Source organism: Longispora fulva (assembly GCF_015751905.1).
GTDB classification, from domain to species: Bacteria; Actinomycetota; Actinomycetes; order Mycobacteriales; family Micromonosporaceae; genus Longispora; species Longispora fulva.
This window is the reverse complement of the sequence record NZ_JADOUF010000001.1, coordinates 4,309,893-4,326,432: the sequence shown is the minus strand read 5'-3', so window position 1 is coordinate 4,326,432 and position 16,540 is coordinate 4,309,893. Positions and strand designations below refer to the sequence as shown.

13 protein-coding genes are annotated in these 16,540 nt (G+C 73.6%); 6 read left to right on the top strand and 7 right to left on the bottom strand.

The annotated features are described in order from the left end of the window. Positions 1-152 precede the first annotated feature (152 nt). On the bottom strand, positions 153-875 hold the full coding sequence (locus IW245_RS19220; RefSeq protein WP_197004554.1) for a dienelactone hydrolase family protein: 723 nt from the start codon (positions 873-875) through the stop codon (positions 153-155). 68 nt (positions 876-943) lie between these two features. Here IW245_RS19220 and IW245_RS19215 point away from each other — a divergent pair, with 68 nt between their 5' ends. Together IW245_RS19215 and IW245_RS19210 are read left to right on the top strand one after the other, a co-directional pair. Beyond that, a complete protein-coding gene (locus IW245_RS19215; protein ID WP_197004553.1) occupies positions 944-1,783 on the top strand; it encodes a hypothetical protein in 840 nt (279 codons plus the stop codon). A 24-nt stretch (positions 1,784-1,807) separates the two neighbouring features. Next, positions 1,808-2,461 carry an NAD-dependent epimerase/dehydratase family protein gene (locus IW245_RS19210; protein ID WP_197004552.1) on the top strand — a complete coding sequence of 218 codons (654 nt, stop codon included), beginning with the start codon at positions 1,808-1,810 and terminating at the stop codon, positions 2,459-2,461. 268 nt (positions 2,462-2,729) lie between these two features. Here the strand turns inward: IW245_RS19210 and IW245_RS19205 are convergent, their stop codons facing one another. Then, on the bottom strand, positions 2,730-3,464 hold the full coding sequence (locus IW245_RS19205) for a 3-keto-5-aminohexanoate cleavage protein (RefSeq protein WP_231398859.1): 735 nt from the start codon (positions 3,462-3,464) through the stop codon (positions 2,730-2,732). A 155-nt stretch (positions 3,465-3,619) separates the two neighbouring features. Here IW245_RS19205 and IW245_RS19200 point away from each other — a divergent pair, with 155 nt between their 5' ends. Together IW245_RS19200 and IW245_RS19195 are read left to right on the top strand one after the other, a co-directional pair. Next, positions 3,620-4,084, top strand: coding sequence for an NUDIX hydrolase (locus tag IW245_RS19200; RefSeq protein ID WP_197004551.1), 465 nt, complete (start codon positions 3,620-3,622; stop codon positions 4,082-4,084). Between the two features lie 240 nt (positions 4,085-4,324). Next, positions 4,325-6,907 (top strand): M4 family metallopeptidase, encoded by a 2,583-nt coding sequence (locus tag IW245_RS19195; RefSeq protein WP_197004550.1) that lies wholly within the window; start codon positions 4,325-4,327, stop codon positions 6,905-6,907. Between the two features lie 103 nt (positions 6,908-7,010). Here IW245_RS19195 and IW245_RS19190 read toward each other — a convergent pair whose 3' ends face one another. The 4 genes from IW245_RS19190 to IW245_RS19175 all read right to left on the bottom strand — a co-directional run bounded on the left by IW245_RS19190 (position 7,011) and on the right by IW245_RS19175 (position 10,461). Then, a complete protein-coding gene (locus IW245_RS19190) occupies positions 7,011-7,415 on the bottom strand; it encodes a hypothetical protein (protein WP_197004549.1) in 405 nt (134 codons plus the stop codon). A gap of 22 nt (positions 7,416-7,437) precedes the next feature. Further along, entirely contained in the window at positions 7,438-8,976 is a 1,539-nt protein-coding gene (locus tag IW245_RS19185) for a HAMP domain-containing sensor histidine kinase (RefSeq protein ID WP_197004548.1), read from the bottom strand. Continuing rightward, a complete protein-coding gene (locus tag IW245_RS19180; RefSeq protein WP_197004547.1) occupies positions 8,973-9,668 on the bottom strand; it encodes a response regulator transcription factor in 696 nt (231 codons plus the stop codon). Before IW245_RS19180 ends, IW245_RS19185 begins: the two co-directional genes overlap by 4 nt. A 67-nt stretch (positions 9,669-9,735) precedes the next feature. Further along, positions 9,736-10,461, bottom strand: a complete 726-nt coding sequence (locus tag IW245_RS19175) for a hypothetical protein (protein ID WP_197004546.1) — start codon at positions 10,459-10,461, stop codon at positions 9,736-9,738. Positions 10,462-10,842: 381 nt separating this feature from the next. Here IW245_RS19175 and IW245_RS19170 point away from each other — a divergent pair, with 381 nt between their 5' ends. Next, positions 10,843-11,916, top strand: coding sequence for a LysR family transcriptional regulator (locus tag IW245_RS19170; protein ID WP_197004545.1), 1,074 nt, complete (start codon positions 10,843-10,845; stop codon positions 11,914-11,916). 110 nt (positions 11,917-12,026) lie between these two features. Next, on the top strand, positions 12,027-15,125 hold the full coding sequence (locus IW245_RS19165; RefSeq protein ID WP_197004544.1) for an AfsR/SARP family transcriptional regulator: 3,099 nt from the start codon (positions 12,027-12,029) through the stop codon (positions 15,123-15,125). Here IW245_RS19165 and IW245_RS19160 read toward each other — a convergent pair. Next, positions 15,078-16,355, bottom strand: a complete 1,278-nt coding sequence (locus IW245_RS19160; RefSeq protein ID WP_197004543.1) for an extracellular solute-binding protein — start codon at positions 16,353-16,355, stop codon at positions 15,078-15,080. The genes IW245_RS19165 and IW245_RS19160 overlap by 48 nt on opposite strands. Positions 16,356-16,540 lie beyond the last annotated feature (185 nt).

Below are 16,540 nucleotides of genomic sequence, written 5' to 3'. Positions count from 1 at the left end.
TTCGTGGGAGGCCCCGGTGTTCCCGATGTGACGGCCGCCACTGGGGTTTTCCGCCGCGGAGGGCCGCGTGCGCCCGATGCGGCTACCGGGATTCCGGATCACCGCCGGTCCCCGCGCGCCGGCGAACCCCACGTGCGGCCTCGCGCCGGCGTTCACCGCAGGCGGTCGGCGAACCACGCCGCCGCCAGGTCGGCGACCCGCGCCAACGCGCCCGGCTCCTCGAACAGGTGGGTCGCCCCGGGCACGACCTCCACCTCGCACGGCCCGCCGAGTTCCCGCGCCGCCCGCCGGTTGAATTCCAGCACCTCCAGATCCCGGCCGCCCACGATCAGCAGCGTCGGCACCGTCACCTGGCCCAGCGCCCCGCCGGCCAGGTCCGGCCGCCCGCCCCGGGACACGACGGCCCCGATCTCCCCGGCAACCACCCGCCCGCCCCCGGGATTCCCGTCGGGGTCCGAAGCCCGCCCAGCCCAGGGACCCCCGCCGGTGTCGGAACCGTGGCCGAGCCCGGCACCCGCCGCGACCAGCGCCGCCGCGGCCCCCGTGCTCGCCCCGAACAGCCCCACCGGCAACCCGACCAGCCCCGGCCACACCCGGACCGACCGCACGAGCCCGACGAGCCGCCCGGCGAGCAGCGGGATGTCGAACCGCGCCTCGGGGGACCGGTCCTCGGCCCGGGTGAGCAGGTCGACCAGCAGCGTCGCGAAGCCGGCGGCGTTGAGCACCCCGGCGACGTACCCGTTGCGGGGGCTGTGTCGGGAACTACCGCTGCCGTGCGCGAACACCACGACGCCGACCGCCCCGGCCGGGACCGTCAGCTCCCCGTCCAGGGTGACCCCGCCGGCGTCGATCAGGACCGTGGACACAAGCGCCACCTACCCCGGACCGGCCCCGGCCAACCACGGGACTGCGGCGAGGCGCGGGCCCCGGGCACACTGACGGGATGTGGTCGTCCCGGTCCGTACCCGTCGTCTGGATGCTGGCCGCGATCGCCGCCGCCGTGGGCGTCGGCACGTGCGCGGGGACCACCTGGCTGCCCGTCACGGCGCGGGTCTTCGTCCTCGCCCTCGTGTCCGTGCCGGTGCTGTTCGTCGGGATCGCGGCGCACGGCCGGGTCGGGTGGGCGCTGGCGGGCTGGACCCTGGTGCTCCTCTGCCAGGCCGGGGCCATGCTGGCCACAGCGGACGGTCTGCTGGCGGGCGACCGGGACCGGGTCGCGGCCACGGTGCTGGCCGACGTGGGCGTCGACGGTCGGGGCGGCCCGCACCTGTACGCGCTCGCCGGCCCCGACGGGGTCCGGCTGGACGGCCAGCTCCGGACCGGGGTGCGCCACCGGACCGGCGACCGGGTCGCGGTGCTGGTCGACCCGTCGGGGTGGCTCAACCCGACCACGCCGGACGCGGCGCGGGAGGCCGGGGCGACCGCCGACTTCGCGGGACTGACCGGCGTCGCGGGGCTCGTGCTGGCCCTGGCGGCGGTCCGCCCGCCCCGCCGACCGGCCCCGACCCCGGCCGGTCCGCCGGCCACGGACGCCGAACTGGCCCGCCGGCTCGTGGTGGAGTTCCTCCGCGCGCACGTGGTCCCCGAGGAGCTGCGGGACCCGGACGACTACCTGGCGGCCCTCGACCCGGCGGCCGACCAGGAGGCCTTCGAGGCCCTGATGGCCTGGGTCCGCACCTCGGGCCCGGTCCCGGCGGGGACCAGGGACGAGCGGTTGGCCCGACTCCGGGCGGTCACCGACGGCGTCTCGGCTGTGTTCCGCTGGCGTGCGGCCCGGTTCTAGGACAATTTCTGGTACTTGTTGACGATGAAGGTCATCCTGTTCGGCGCCACCGGCATGGTCGGTCAGGGCGTGCTCCGCGAGTGTCTGCTCGCCGACGACGTCGGGTCCGTCCTGGTCGTCGGGCGCACCCCGACCGGCCGGGAACACCCGAAGCTGCGCGAGATCCTGCGGCCGGACCTGACGGACCTGTCGGCGATCGAGGACCAGCTGGCCGGGTACGACGCGTGCTTCTTCTGCCTCGGCGTGACCTCGGCGGGGATGAGCGAGGCGGACTACACCCGGATCACGTTCGACGGCACGATGGCCGCCGCGCGCCCCCTGGCCAGGCTCAACCCGGACCTGACGTTCGTGTACGTCTCCGGGGCCGGCACCGACTCCACGGAGAAGGGTCGCAGCATGTGGGCCCGGGTCAAGGGCCGCACGGAGAACGCCGTCCTGGCCCTGTTCCCGAACGGGTACGCCTTCCGCCCGGCCTTCATCCAGCCCCGGCACGGCGAACGCTCCAAGACCCGCTGGTACCGGCTGGCCTACGTCGTCACCACGCCCCTGTTCCCGCTGCTGCGCGCCGTCGCGCCGAGGTACGTCACGACGACCGAGGAGATCGCCCGGGCGATGCTGGACGTGGCTCGCGACGGCTACCCGAGCCGGGTACTGGAGAGCGTCGACTTCCACCGTTGACCGAATTGGGTGTTTACAACATGAGTTAGTTGGATAAAATAGGTCAAGGCTGTGGCGCACACAGCCGGAGGTCGCCCGGACGCCGTCGCAGTTGAGGGGCTGTGATGAGCGCGGCGACCTCACCCGGCACAGGGGTGGCGCCTCAGGGGTCAGGCGCCACCCCGTACCTCAGACCAACCGGCCACGGGCCACGTCCGGGCCTGCGGCTACGGCCGGACGGGGGATCCGGCCGGTTGCCGGATCCCCCGCCGGCTGACGGCCCGCCTGATCACCGGTGCGGGAGCAGCGCCACCGCGTGACTGACCAACTCGGCGTTGTCCCGCACCGGTTCCCCCGCCGGACCCACCAGGGTGTCCTCCAGTCCGATCCGGGTGTCCAGCCCGAGCGGCCCCGCCATCCCGACCAGTGGCCACGCCGCGTCCTCCTCGCCGTGCAGCAGGCGCTGTCCGGGGAGACCGTCGAGTGCGGCGAGGATCCGGTGCGCGGCTCCTGGCGCCTCCGCGGCGGTCCCGCCGATGATCTCGACCAGCAGGCGTACGCACCGCCCGGCCAGTCCCGACGCGCGCAGTGCCGCGGCGTCGGCCGCCGACCAGACGCCGGCCTCCACCCCGATGCCGGCCGTCCACAGCGCCTCGGCGAGCGTCGCGAACCCGGGCTCGGACAGGTTGACCGACGCGAAGTCCGGCCTATCGGATCCCGACAGCTCCGACCAGGCCGCGACGGCGGCCAGCCGGGCCCGCTCGTCGCCCGCGGTGATCCACAGCCCGGTGGACACGCCGACCGGGATGCCGGGGCACGCGTCGCGTGCCGCCCGGACGGCCGCGCCGATGTCGGCGGCCACGAGGGACTCCGCGCCCCGGGGGTCCCGGGCGTGCAGGTGCACGGCCCCGGCACCTGCGGCGACGGCGTCCCGGGCGGCGTCGGCCAGCTCCGCCGGGGTGACCGGCAGCCCGGGGTGCTCGCCCAGTCGACGGGCCCCGTTGAGACACACCTTGATCAACATGCCTCCCATGGTCGCACCGCGCGGTCGAGGACGCCCCAGGGAACCTCGGGCACTCGGCACGGAGGTCCGATCGACGGCCTCGTCTGGGCCGGGTCGCACGCGCCGGTGTCGCGCCGTTCCCGGTGGCGGTGCCGTCCCGGGGGCAGAATCAGGCCGTGGCCGAGAAGCGAAGTGCCGGGATTCTGCTGTACCGCCGGGTCGGTGGCACCACCGAGGTGCTCCTCGGGCACATGGGCGGCCCGTTCTGGGCCCGCAAGGACGCCGGCGCGTGGTCGATACCCAAGGGGGAGTACGGGCCGGACGAGGAGCCCCTCGCCGCCGCCCGCCGCGAGTTCCGGGAGGAGTTGGGCCTGCCGGTCCCGGCCGGGGAGTTGGTCGGGCTGGGCGAGGTCCGGCAGGCCGGGGGCAAGGTGGTGACCGTGTGGGCGCTGGAGGGCGACCTGGACCCGGCCGACGTTGTGCCGGGCACGTTCGCGATGGAGTGGCCGAAGGGTTCCGGGGTGGTCCGGGAGTTCCCGGAGCTCGACCGGGTCGGGTGGTTCGGACTGTCGGACGCCGGGGCGCGGATCGTCGCCGCCCAGCGCGAGTTCCTCGCCCGCCTGGAACACCTGCCCGGCTGACCGACCCGCGCGCGGTCGCTGTCGCCTCTGTCACGGGTACCGGTGACATGCGGGGTTGAGATCTTCTCGGGTTCTTCCGCGTCCCGGAACACTGTGGACAACCATAAGGTTTTCTTAGGTTGTTATTGAAATAACTCGATGGTTACATGGGCGTGCCGCAGACGCGGTCTCACCTAGAGGGAGCCAGAGATGAGACGCAGAACAGCGACGGCCGGGTTAACCCTGGCTGTATTCGCGGGAATGGCACTGACCCTGTCCGCCACCACCACTGCCGCCGCGACGCCCACCGACCGCAACCTCGGTGACGCCCGGACCATGGCCGTCTCCGCCGCCGACAAGGCGGCGGCCAGCGGTCTCGACGCCCTCGCCAAGGGCCCGTTCGAGCAGTACACCCAGAAGAACGTGCTGCCGTGGGTCAACGGCCTGTTCGCGGTCGACTACGACCGTACCTACCGGGGCCTGCCGGTCGTCGGGGGCGACGCTGTCGTGCTCGCCGACGGCCAAGGGCACGTCAAGAGCACGGTGGCCGCCACCACGGCGAAGATCAACGTGCCGGTCGCCCCGGCGGTCACGGCGTCGGCCGCTGAGGCCACCTCGCGCGGCCAGCTGGCCAGCGTGGACCGGGTGGACTCCAGCCGGCTCGTGGTCCTGATCCGCGAGGACAACCCGCGCCTGGCGTGGGAGACCACGATGACCGGCCTGACCGCGACCGCCCCGAGCCACCTGCACGTGTGGGTCGACGCGATCACGGGCAAGGTGCTGTCGCAGCACGACGACGTCACGTATGGCACGGGCACCGGCAAGTGGAACGGCCCGAACCCGCTGACGATCGCCACCACCACGGGCAGCACCAACTCGATGCGCGACCCGGGCCGCCCCGGCCTGTCCTGCGGCAACGCCAGCGGCACCGTCTTCACCGGACCGGACGACGTCTGGGGCAACGGCGTCGGCAACAACATCGAGACCGGCTGCGTGGACGCCCTGTGGGCCGCCCAGCACGAGTGGGACATGCTGGTCAACTGGTTGGGCCGCAACGGCCACAACGGCACCGGCGGCAGTTGGCCCATCAAGGTGGGCCTCGCGGACGTCAACGCCTACTGGGACGGTTCGAGCATCTCGATCGGCCACAACAACGCCAACGACTGGATCTCCTCGATGGACGTCGTCGGCCACGAGTTCGGCCACGGCATCGACCAGTTCACCCCCGGTGGCGCCGGCTCCGAGGCCGGTCTGGGCGAGGGCACCGGTGACATCTTCGGCGCGCTGACCGAGGCCTACACCAACGAGCCCGCCGCCTACGACGAGCCGGACTACCTGGTCGGCGAGGAGATCAACCTCGTCGGCACCGGCCCGATCCGCAACATGTACAACCCCTCGCTCGTCGACGGCGACCCGAACTGCTACTCGTCCTCGATCCCGAGCACCGAGGTGCACGCCGCCGCCGGCCCGCTGAACCACTGGTTCTACCTGATGGCCGAGGGCACCAACCCGGCCGGTGGCCCGGTCAGCCCGACCTGCAACAGCACCACGCTGACGGGCATGGGCATCCAGAACGCCGGCAAGATCTTCTACGGCGCGATGCTGACGAAGACGTCGAGCCAGACGTACAAGAAGTACCGGACCGGCACCCTGACCGCCGCGAAGAACCTCGACTCGACCTGTGGTCTGTTCAACAAGACCAAGGCCGCGTGGGACGCGATCAGCGTTCCGGCCCAGACCGCCGACCCGACGTGCACCAGCACGCCGACCAACGACTTCTCCATGGCGCTGAGCCCGACCTCGGGTTCGGTCAACCAGGGCGCGTCGGTCACCTCGACGGTCAGCACCACCACCACGTCGGGCTCCGCCCAGACCGTGAACCTGACCGCGAGCGGCGCGCCGTCCGGCGTGACCGTGAGCTTCAGCCCCTCCTCGGTCACCTCGGGCAACTCCTCGACGATGACCGTCGCGGCCAGCGCGACGGCCGCCGCCGGCACCTACACCATCACGGTGACGGGCGCCGGTACGGCCACGCACACCGCGACCTACAGCCTGACGGTCAACGGCACCACCCCGACCAACGACTTCTCGGTCTCGGTGAGCCCGAACTCCGGCACGGTCACGGCCGGCGGCTCGACCACCACCACGGTCGGCACCGCCACCACGTCCGGCTCGGCGCAGACCGTCGCGCTGTCCGCGTCCGGCCTGCCGGCCGGGGCGACCGCGTCGTTCAGCCCCTCGTCGGTGACCTCGGGCAACTCGTCGACCCTGACGATCGCGACGGCGGGCTCCACGGCCGCCGGCACGTACACGGTCACGATCACCGGCACGGGCTCGGTCGCGCACTCCACGACCTACACCCTGACGGTCAACGGCACGGGCGGCTGCACCAGCCCGGGCCAGAAGATCCTGAACCCGGGCTTCGAGTCGGGCTCGGCGTCGTGGACCGCCACGTCGGGCGTCATCGGGGCGAACACCGGTAACGGTTCGCCGCGGACCGGCACCCAGAGCGCGTGGCTCGACGGCTACGGCTCGACGCACACCGACACCCTGTCGCAGTCGATCTCCATCCCGGCCGGGTGCAGCACCTACACCCTGTCGTTCTACCTGAAGATCAGCACGGCGGAGACCACCACCACGGTGCAGTACGACAAGCTGACCGTGACGGTCGGCAGCACCACCCTGGCGACGTACTCGAACCTCAACCCCGCCGGGTACACGCTGCGCTCCTTCAACGTCGCGGCCTTCGCCGGCCAGACGGTCACGCTGAAGTTCAGCGGCACCGAGGACTCCTCGCTGCAGACGTCCTTCGTCATCGACGACACCGCTCTCACGGTGTCCTAGTCGACGGATGACGTGCGGGGGTCGGCCCTACCGGGCCGGCCCCCGTTCGCGTGCGCTCCGTGCCGGCCACGCTCTCCGGGAGCGGCGTGGGTGCCGGCCGGTGTCAGGACGTCGGTGACGGGGCGGGCGTCGCCGGACGGTTCTGGGGCGGCGGTGCCGGGACGCCCCGACCGTCGCCGCCGCGCGGCCCGCGCTGCCGGTCCTCGCCGCCGCGCTGGTTCTGGTTCTGGTCGCGGTTGTGCTCGCGGCGGTCGTCCATCCGGCTGTACCCGCCGTGCCCGGGTCCGCCGTGGTGGCCCACGGCCGCGCCGATGGCCAGGCCGGCAGCCCCGCACAGGCACGCGCCGAGCAGGAACGCGCCGATCAGGGCGCCGATCGTCTTGCCGGAGGGCCGACGCCGGGGAGCCGCGGGGACCGGCGCGGGAGCCGGGGGAGCTGGGGACTCGGCCGCCGGCGCGGGCTCGGCCGGCAGTGCCGTGGTGGGCTGGTTGTCGGGCTCTGTCGTCATGCTTCCACCCTGACGCCGTCGTCTAAGGGCCGCCGACCGGCTTTCTAAGAACTTCCGATGAGTCCTGACCGCCGCCGGTGCCGCCACCCGGCCCCGCCCACGGGCTCGCGCCAGAGCCGCCGCCCGGCCCCGCCTCGGGTCCGCTCACCGGCAGGGTCACGGTCAGCAGCGCGCCGCCCGTCGCCGCCCGCCCGGCGGTCACCGTCCCGCCGTGCTGCTCCACGGCCTGCGCCACGATCGCCAGGCCCAGCCCGGAACCGGGCATCGACCGGGCCGACAGCGCCCGGTAGAACCGTTCGAACACCCGGGGCAGGTCCTCGTCGTCGATGCCGGGGCCCCGGTCCGCGACGGTCAGGGTGGCGGCCGCGCCGGTGCCGGTCAGCCGGACGTCCACGGTCCCGCCGGCGGGGCTCCACTTGGCCGCGTTGTCCAGCAGGTTGAGGACCAGGCGTTCCAGGGCCGCCGGCCGGCCGGCGACGGTCACGGCCGCCAGGCGGGTGTCGAAGACGATCCCGGCGCCCCGGGTCCGGACCCGTTCGACGGCCGAGGCCACGACCTCCGACAGATCAACGGCCTCGACGGGTACCGGTCCCGGGTCCTCCCGCGCCAACTCCACCAGCTCGTTCGTCAGCTGGGTCAGCTCGACGACCTGCACCTCCAGGTCGCCCAGCAGCCGGGACCTGTCCTCGGCCGACAGGGTCCGCCCCGGGGTGGCCTCGGCGCGGACCAGCAGCTCGATATTGGTCCGCAGGCTGGTCAGCGGGGTACGCAGCTCGTGCCCGGCGTCCTCGACCAGCATCCGCTGCGCGGCCCGGGACGAGTCCAGTGCGCCGAGCATCGCGTTGAACGACCGGGCGAGCCGGGCCACCTCGTCCTCGCCGTCGACGGGGATCGCCGCCTGCAGGTCCTTGGTGACCGTGACGTGCTCGACGGCGCGGGTGAGCCGTTCGACCGGGGCCAGCCCGGCCCGGGCCACGCTCCGGCCGAGCAGCGCCGCGCCGACGATCCCGGCCAGGCCCACGGCGGCGAGCAGGAGGCCCAGTTGGCCGAGTGTCCGGTCCACCGGGTCGGTCGCGACGGCCACCTGCACCGCGCCGCCGCCGGCGGCGGGGACGGTGAGCATCCGGTAGTCGCTCCAGCCGATCCCGATCCTCTCCCGGGCGTCGCGCCTGTCCCCGCCGGCGACGGCCCGCGCGGCCGGGGTGACCGGCAGGACGGGCAGCAGCCCGGGGCCGGTGCCCGCGCCGTACGGGGTGCCGGTCGGGTCGAGGAGCTGCCAGCGGGGCCCGATGTCGTGCTCGAAGTGCCGGGGGCCGCCCGGCCCGGGGCCCCGGCCGTAGTTCTCGTCGGGCAGCCGGGGCGGCACGGCGTCGCGCCACCGGTCCGGCTGGGCGGCGATGGTGCGCGCGTCGGTGTCGAGCTGGACGTCGAGCTGCCGGTACAGCTCCGCGCGGACGACGAGCCAGGCCCCGGCGCTGACCCCGACGACGGCCACGGCCACCGCCGCCGCGGCCAGCAGGGACAGCCGGGACCGCAGGGTGAGGCGGCGCCACCGGTTCACAGCGGCTGTTCCCGGAGCACGTAGCCGACGCCGCGGACCGTGTGCAGGAGGCGGGGCTCGCCGTCGGACTCGAGCTTGCGGCGCAGGTAGCCGAGGTAGACGTGCAGGCTGTTGGAGGACTCGCCGAAGTCGTACCCCCAGACCTGCTCGAACAGGGCCTGGCGGGTCAGGACCTGGCGCGGGTGGCGCAGGAACGCCTCCAGGATCGAGAACTCGGTGCGGGTCAGCCGGACCAGCCGGCCGGCCCGGCGCACCTCCCGGGTCGCCGGGTCCAGGGTCAGCCCGGCGAACCGCAGCTCGCCCTCGCCGGTGTCGGGCGCGGCCCCGGCGTGCAGGGTGCGCCGGAGCAGGGCCCGCAGCCGGGCCAGCAGCTCCTGGAGCGCGAACGGCTTGACCAGGTAGTCGTCGGCCCCCGCGTCGAGGCCGGCGACCCGGTCGCCCACGCTGTGCCGGGCGGTGAGCATCAGCACCGGCAGCAGCAGGCCTTCGGCGCGCAGGGTCCGGCAGGTCTCCAGGCCGTCGAGGCGCGGCATCATCACGTCGAGCACCACGGCGTCGGGTTCGCCGCCGCGGACCAGCTCCAGGGCGCGGTGGCCGTCCTCGGCCGTGGTGACCTCGTACCCCTCGAAGCGCAGGCTGCGCGACAACGAGTCGCGCACCGCCGCGTCGTCGTCGACCACCAGAATCCGCACCCGCCCACCCCCGCTCACAGCATCGCCGACCGCGTGGTGCGGCGTCTAAGAGAATCGTAGGAGCCGGCTAAGAAACCTCGCGCCACCGGAGCGGGTCGGGGTCGGCGGTACTGGCCGCGACGGCCAGGGTGCCGGCGAGCGCGCCCGCGCGGTGCACGAGGTAGCACAGTCCGGCCCGGTCGGCGTGCCGGGCGACGTCCTCGACCTCGGCGAGCAGCCGCACCGCCGAGGCCACGGCGTCCACCGGCGCGGCCCCCGCCTCCGGCATGTCCGGCACCGGGCCGGGTGCGGGCTCGGCCCCGGCGGAGGTGGGTGCTGTCGTGGCGCCGACCGGCTCGGACTCCCTGGCCCGCCCGGCCCGGGCCGAGAGCCGGAACGCGATCTCGCCGAGCACCGTCACCACCAGCACCACCCCGGCGGCGTACACCGGGACGAGCGACTGCGCCCGCCCGCCCGGCGTGGCCGCGAGCCACACCTCGGTCAGGCCGATCGCGGTGGCGCACAGCCGCGAGGCGCGCTCGCCGGTCGACAACCGGCTGACCACGGTGGCCGAGAGGAGGGCCAGCGCCGCGCAGCCGCAGTACACGGCGACCAGGATCGCGGGGCCGGCACCGGGGTGGTGCGCGGGGAGGTACGCGCGCGCGGCGTTGGCAAGGGCTGCGAAGTACATCAGGGAGTGCAGGCTCGGCCGGTGCACGGCGAGGCTGACCCGTGTCGAACCCTTGTCGAGGCCGAATCGGACGGGGAGGGCTAGGTGCCACTCGGCGGGCGGCGTAGCTTTGGTGTCGGACATCGGGGCTCCTCCGTTGGGCTCCGTGGTCTTCCGTGGTCGGGTCCGGTTGCGTCGGACCCGACCACTCCCGTTTCTGCCGGGGCTTGATGTGTAGTCCCACTCCGGCCGGTCGGGCAACGTACGCGCGGTGGCCGTGGGTAACTGTTAGGTGCCTTGATGATGCGTTTGCCGCAGCTTCTGTTCACTCTGAGTGAATCTCGGGTTCCCAACGGGGCACACAGGACACTCGCAACCACAGTGGGTGAAGCCCGAACCTGATGAGTGACCCAAATCACATAGCTCTGGGTAACCACTGGCCCGGGCGTCCTTTGAGGACACGAAACCTGTCGCCTTCTGCGCGACGACTGTCGGTCGCGGCCGGCCCGCGCCTACGCTGCGTTCGTGGCGAGCAGTGACGACAGCGCACCGGACGAGTGGGAGTGCCGGCAGTTCATCGCCGTCGCCGAGCAGCGGGGGGTCATGAAGGCCACCGAGGCGCTGCACGCGGAGACCGGGCGGACCGTGCGGCGGCAGACCGTCAGCCGCACCGTGGCGCGGATCGAGGAGTGGCGCGACGCGCGGCTGTTCACCCGGGAGGGGCCGCAGAAGCTGCTGTGCCTGACCGAGGAGGGGCAGCGGTTCCTGGAGTCGGCGCGGACCGTGGTCGCGGAGTACCAGATCATGCGGGGTGGGGGGTCCGCGCCCGGCAGGCCCCGCACGCTGGCCTGTCTGCCGCACCACACGAGTTTCGTCGCCCGGGCCGAGGACGTGCTGCTCGAGGAGCACGGGTTCGGTGTGCAGGTGGTCTACCTCGACCAGGCCAGCCGGGGCGACTCCGGCTTCCACGAGAACGCGGTCAGCCGGCTCCGCGACCGCCGCTACCACTGGGTCGTCGGCCCGGACGTGCGCGACCCGGCCTGTGTGTCGACCCGGCTGTACACGGCGCAGCTGGAGGCGATGGTGCCGGTCGGCTACCCGCACGCGGCGATGACCCTCACCGAGCTGGTCACCGAGCACCAGATGCTCGCCCCGCCGCCCGACATGCGGTCCCGCCGGCTGTTGGAGGACAGCATCCGGCGGTGGGACATCCCCGACCCGGGGCCCGGCACGAGGGTGCTGACCGAAACCTACGAGAGCGCGACCAGCGTGATGCGGATCCGCAACGAGCACCGCCGGCCGACCCGGCGGAGCAGGGTGGTCGTGGTGCCCTCCGACGTGGCGCTGGCCTACAAGCCGGGGCGGGAGTTCGCGGGACGCAACGCCGACAAGTTCCGCTGGGTGCCGTTGTGCCACCGCGACGAGGCCGGAGTGGAGCACCGGTTGACCCTGGACGTGTTCGTCACCACGACCCGGACCCGGGACCCGGACGTGCTCCGGGTGGTCGACGCGCTCCGCGAGGCGGTCGAGCACGTCAACGCGGATGGCGGGACCGGGCTGTGCGGGAGCAGTTTCCCCGGAATCTCTGAACAAACTTAACTGGGGGCTATTGCTGCCTACCTCCGATTGGTTAGGCTACGCGTTATGGATCATGGTCGTGGGTGTTTCCTGCCGCCAGGTCCATGATGTCGGGGGAGCGGGGGAGCACGTTGCAGGTACGCGTCCTGGGACCACTGGAAGTCCTGGTCGGGGGCGTGCCGGTGCCCCTCGGCGGGCGCCGTCCGCAGGTCATCCTGGCCATGCTGGCGCTGGAGGCCAACCGGGTCGTCCCCGTCGACCGGCTCGTCGACGCGGTGTGGGACGAGCACCCGCCGTCCACGGCCCGGGGCCAGGTGCAGATCTGCGTCTCCGCCCTGCGCCGCGCGCTCGGCCTGCCCGACGCGATCGGCACCCGCCCGCCCGGCTACGTCCTGGCGATTGGCGACCAGCAGCTCGACGCGCACGTCTTCGAGGAGTCCCTCGCCGTGGCCCGGATGCTCGCCGACGCCGACCGGCCGGCCGAGGCCGCCGACCGGCTCCGCGCGGGCCTGGCCCTGTGGCGCGGGCCGGCGCTCGCCGGGGTCGACGGCCGGCTGCTGCGCACCGCCACCACCCGGCTGGAGGAGAGCCGGCTGACGGCGACCGAGGAGCGGATCCGGCTCGACCTGGCCCTCGGCCGGCACGACGAGCTGGTGGGGGAGCTGTTCGAGCTGGTGGCCGCCGAGCCGCTCCGCGAGCGCCCGCACGCCCACCTGATGACGGCGCTGTACCGCACCGGCCGCCCCGCCGAGGCCCTCGAGGCGTTCCGCCGGGCCCGGGCGGTGTTCGTCGAGGAGCTGGGCATCGAGCCGGGCGAGGAGTTGCGCCGGCTCGAACACGCCATCCTGTCCGCCGACCCGGCCCTCGACCCGCCGGCCGTGGCCAGGGCCGTGGTCGCGCTCCCCGGGCCGTCCGCCGCCCCGCGCCAGCTGCCGTCGGACATCGCGGACTTCCTCGGCCGGTCCCGGAGCATCGGGCTGGCCGCCGACGTGCTGTCCGGGGCCGGCGCGCCGGCCGTGCCCGTGCTGGCGATCACCGGCCCGGGCGGGGTCGGCAAGTCCGCGCTGGCCGTGCACCTCGCGCACCGGGCCCAGGCGGACTTCCCGGACGGCCAGCTGTACGCCGACCTGCGCGGGGTGTGCGCCCCGGTCGGGCCGGCGGAGATCCTGGCCCGGTTCCTGCGCGCCCTCGGGGTGCCGGGGCCGGCCGTGCCGGACGGGCTGGCCGAGCGGGCCGAGCTGTACCGGACGAAGGTCGCCGGCCGTCGGATCCTGATCGTGCTCGACGACGCGGCCAGCGAGGAGCAGGTCATGCCGCTGCTGCCGGGCTCGGCGAGCGCGGCGGTGCTCGTCACGGCCCGGGGCCGGCTCGCCGGGCTGCCCGGGGCCCGGCACCTCGCCCTCGGGGTGCTCGACCGCGACACCGCCCTGGGCATGCTGGCCCGGATCGTGGGCGTCGAACGGGTCGCCGCCGAGCCGCGCGCCGCCGCGGCCCTGGTCGAACTGTGCGGCGGCCTGCCGCTGGCGCTGCGGATCGCCGGCGCCCGGCTGGCGTCGAGGCCGCACTGGCGGATCGGCCGGCTCCTCGACCGGCTGCGCGACGAGACCCGCCGGCTCGACGAGCTGGAACACGGCAGCCTGGGCATCCGGGCCAGCATCTCGCTGAGCTACGAGGGCCTGACCCCGCCGGCCCAGCGGCTGCTGCGCCGGCTCGCCCTGCTCGACGCGCCGGACGTGGCCGGCTGGGTCGGCGCCGCCCTGCTGGACATCGGCGTCGAGGAGGCCGAGGACCTGCTCGAACTCCTGGTCGACGCACAGTTGTTGGAGGTGGTCGGCGGGGCGCGGTACCGGTTCCACGACCTGATCCGGGTCTTCGCCCGCGAGCGCGCCCTGGCCGAGGAGCCGGTGGACGAGGTGCTGGGCCGGGCGTTCGGCGCGTGGCTGGGCCTGGCCGAGAGCGCGCACCGGCGCGAGTACGGCGGCGACTACACCGTCCTGCACGGCCCGGCGCCCCGCTGGTCCCTGCCGGCGGCCACGGCCGACGACCTGCTGGCCGACCCGGTGGCGTGGTTCGACGCGGAGCGGGCCGGGCTGGTCTGCGCGGTCCGGCAGTCCTGCGCGCACGGCTGGGCCGACCTGGCCTGGGACCTGGCGATGACGTCGGTGACTCTGTTCGAGGCGAAGAGCTACTTCGACGACTGGCGGGAGTGCGCGGAGGGGGCCCTGGCGGCGTGCCGGGCGGTCGGGGAGCGGCGCGGGGCGGCGGCGATGCTGCACACCCTGGGCGCGCTGCACGTGTTCCAGCGCGACTTCGCCGACGCGGACACCCTGATCGGCGGGGCGCTGCGCACCTTCGAGGAGTGCGGCGACACGCACGGTAGAGCACTCGTTTTGCGCAACCTGGCCTATCTGGACCGGATGCGCAGCCAGCCGGAGGCGGCCGGCGCCCGGTACGCCGACGCGCTCGCCGGCCTGCGCGCGGCCGGGGACCTGATCGGCCAGGCGCACGTGCTGAGCAACATGGCCGGGATGCGGCTCGACGCCGGTGAGCCCGAGGCCGCCAGGGACCTCCTCGAGGAGTCGCTGGCGATCTGCCGGGACGTGGGCAGCCGCCGGGTCGAGGCCCAGGTGCGCCACCGGCTCGGCGAGGTGGCCCTGTTCCTCGGGGACCTGGACCGGGCGGCGCAGGACTTCCACTGGGTGCTGCGGATCGTCCGGCACGCCGGGGACCGGATCGGGGAGGCGTACGCGCTGTACGGGCTGGGCATGGTCCGCAGCCGCGAGGGCCGGTACGAGCAGGCCGAGGCCTCGCTGTCCCAGGCCCGGCTGATCGCCGAGGCCGTGGACGAGCGGCTCGTCGTCGGCCGGGTGCTGCACGCGCTGGGCGAGCTGGAGGCCCGGCAGTTCCGGCACGAGCCGGCCATCGAGCGGCTCGCCGAGGCCAGGGAGCTGTTCCGGGCGATCCCGGCCGTGATCTGGGAGGCCCGCAGCCTGCTGTCCATGGGCGAGGTGTACGCCGGAGCGGGTGACCTGGCCTCCTCGGAACGCAGCTACGACGAGGTCGTGGAGCTGCTGTCCGGAGTGGACTCGGCGGAGGCGGAGCGGGTCCGGTCCCGACTGGCGGGCCGGCCCGCTCCGCAGAGCCGCCCCGCCCCGCCGGGCCACCCCGCTCCGCCGCGCCCGCTACTCCTTCATCCGCCGGGTGATCTCCGCGCTCGCCTCCGCCGCTAGCGCGTCGATGTCGCCGCCCTTGAGCACCCCGATCATGTACTGCCGGATGATCTGCGGCTCCTCCTCCACGGCGGCCCAGCGCGGATCGGTCGGCGGCACCTTCCCGAGCTTGGCGGCGGCCACCACGATGTTCATCACGGGATCGTTCGCGACGGCCGCGCCGAGGGACACCTTGTTGGGCACGTACCAGTTGCCGGCCGACTGGACGAGCCGGGTCTGCCACTTCTCCCCGGTGATCAGCTTCACGTACTCGTACGCCAGGGCCTGGTTCTTCGAGCTCTTCGGCACCGCGATGTTCGAGCCGCCGACGAAGACCGAGCTGGTCTTCTCGGCGGTGCGGCCCGGGATCGGGAACACCCCGATCCTGCCGTCCAGGGACGGGTCGGCGGCGATGGACTCCTTGTAGTACAGCGGCAGTGACAGCATCATCGCCGTCTTGCCCTGCGCGAACACGTCCGAGCTGCGCGGGTGGTCCTCGGTGCTGTCCGGGGCGAGCTTCGAGTACCGGAACAGGTCCTGGTAGTACCGCATGCCGGCCTTGGCCTGCGGGGTGTCCAGGGAGCCCTTCCACGCACCGGAGGGGCCCCGCACCGCCAGCTCGCCGCCCTGGTCCCAGACGAAACCGGCCAGCGCGAACCAGTAGGAACCGGGCAGCAGCAGCGGCTGGAAGGCCGGGTCGGCCGCGCCGAAGGTGTCCTGGAGCTTCCTCGCGACGGCCAGCCACTCGTCCTGGGTTTTCGGCGGGGTCACGCCGGCCTTGTCGAACATGTCCTTGCGGTACACCACGACCCGGTTCGAGGCGTAGAACGGCACGCCGTACTGCTTGCCGTCCCACCTGCCCGACTCCGCGAGCCCCGGCAGCCAGTCCTGTCCGCCCAGGTCGGCGACCTTGTCTGTCAGGTCCGTCAGGGCCCCGGCCTTGGCGAACGCCGCGTTCTGGGTGTTGCCGGTCTCGAACACGTCCGGCCCGGTGCCGTCCGCGAACGACTTGGTGAGCTTCTGCTGGATGCCGGTCCAGTACTGCATCTCGTACTTGACCTTCACGCCGTGCTTCTTCTCGAACTCGTCGTTCAGGTCCTTCATGATCTTGTCGGGGACCGAGTCCTCCTGGAACCAGACCTTCAGCGTCCCACCGTCCCCCTTGCTCCCGCCGGAACCCGCGTCGCCGCAGGCCGCGACGCCGAGTAGGGTGACGGCCAGCCCGGCGGCCAGCAGCGCGCGGCGCCTCACCGCCCGCCCCGCAGCCTCGGCGCGCTGCCCCAGTGCGTCTCTTCGCGGAACATCGGATCTCCCTCATGCCTGTGTCAACGGAACGGACACAGTGCACAACCCGGGACCATCGACTCACTATCGTCGCGCTTTCACCGGCGGGGATACCGGGCCGATAGCGGCGCCTGCGAGGATCGCCGTCCCCC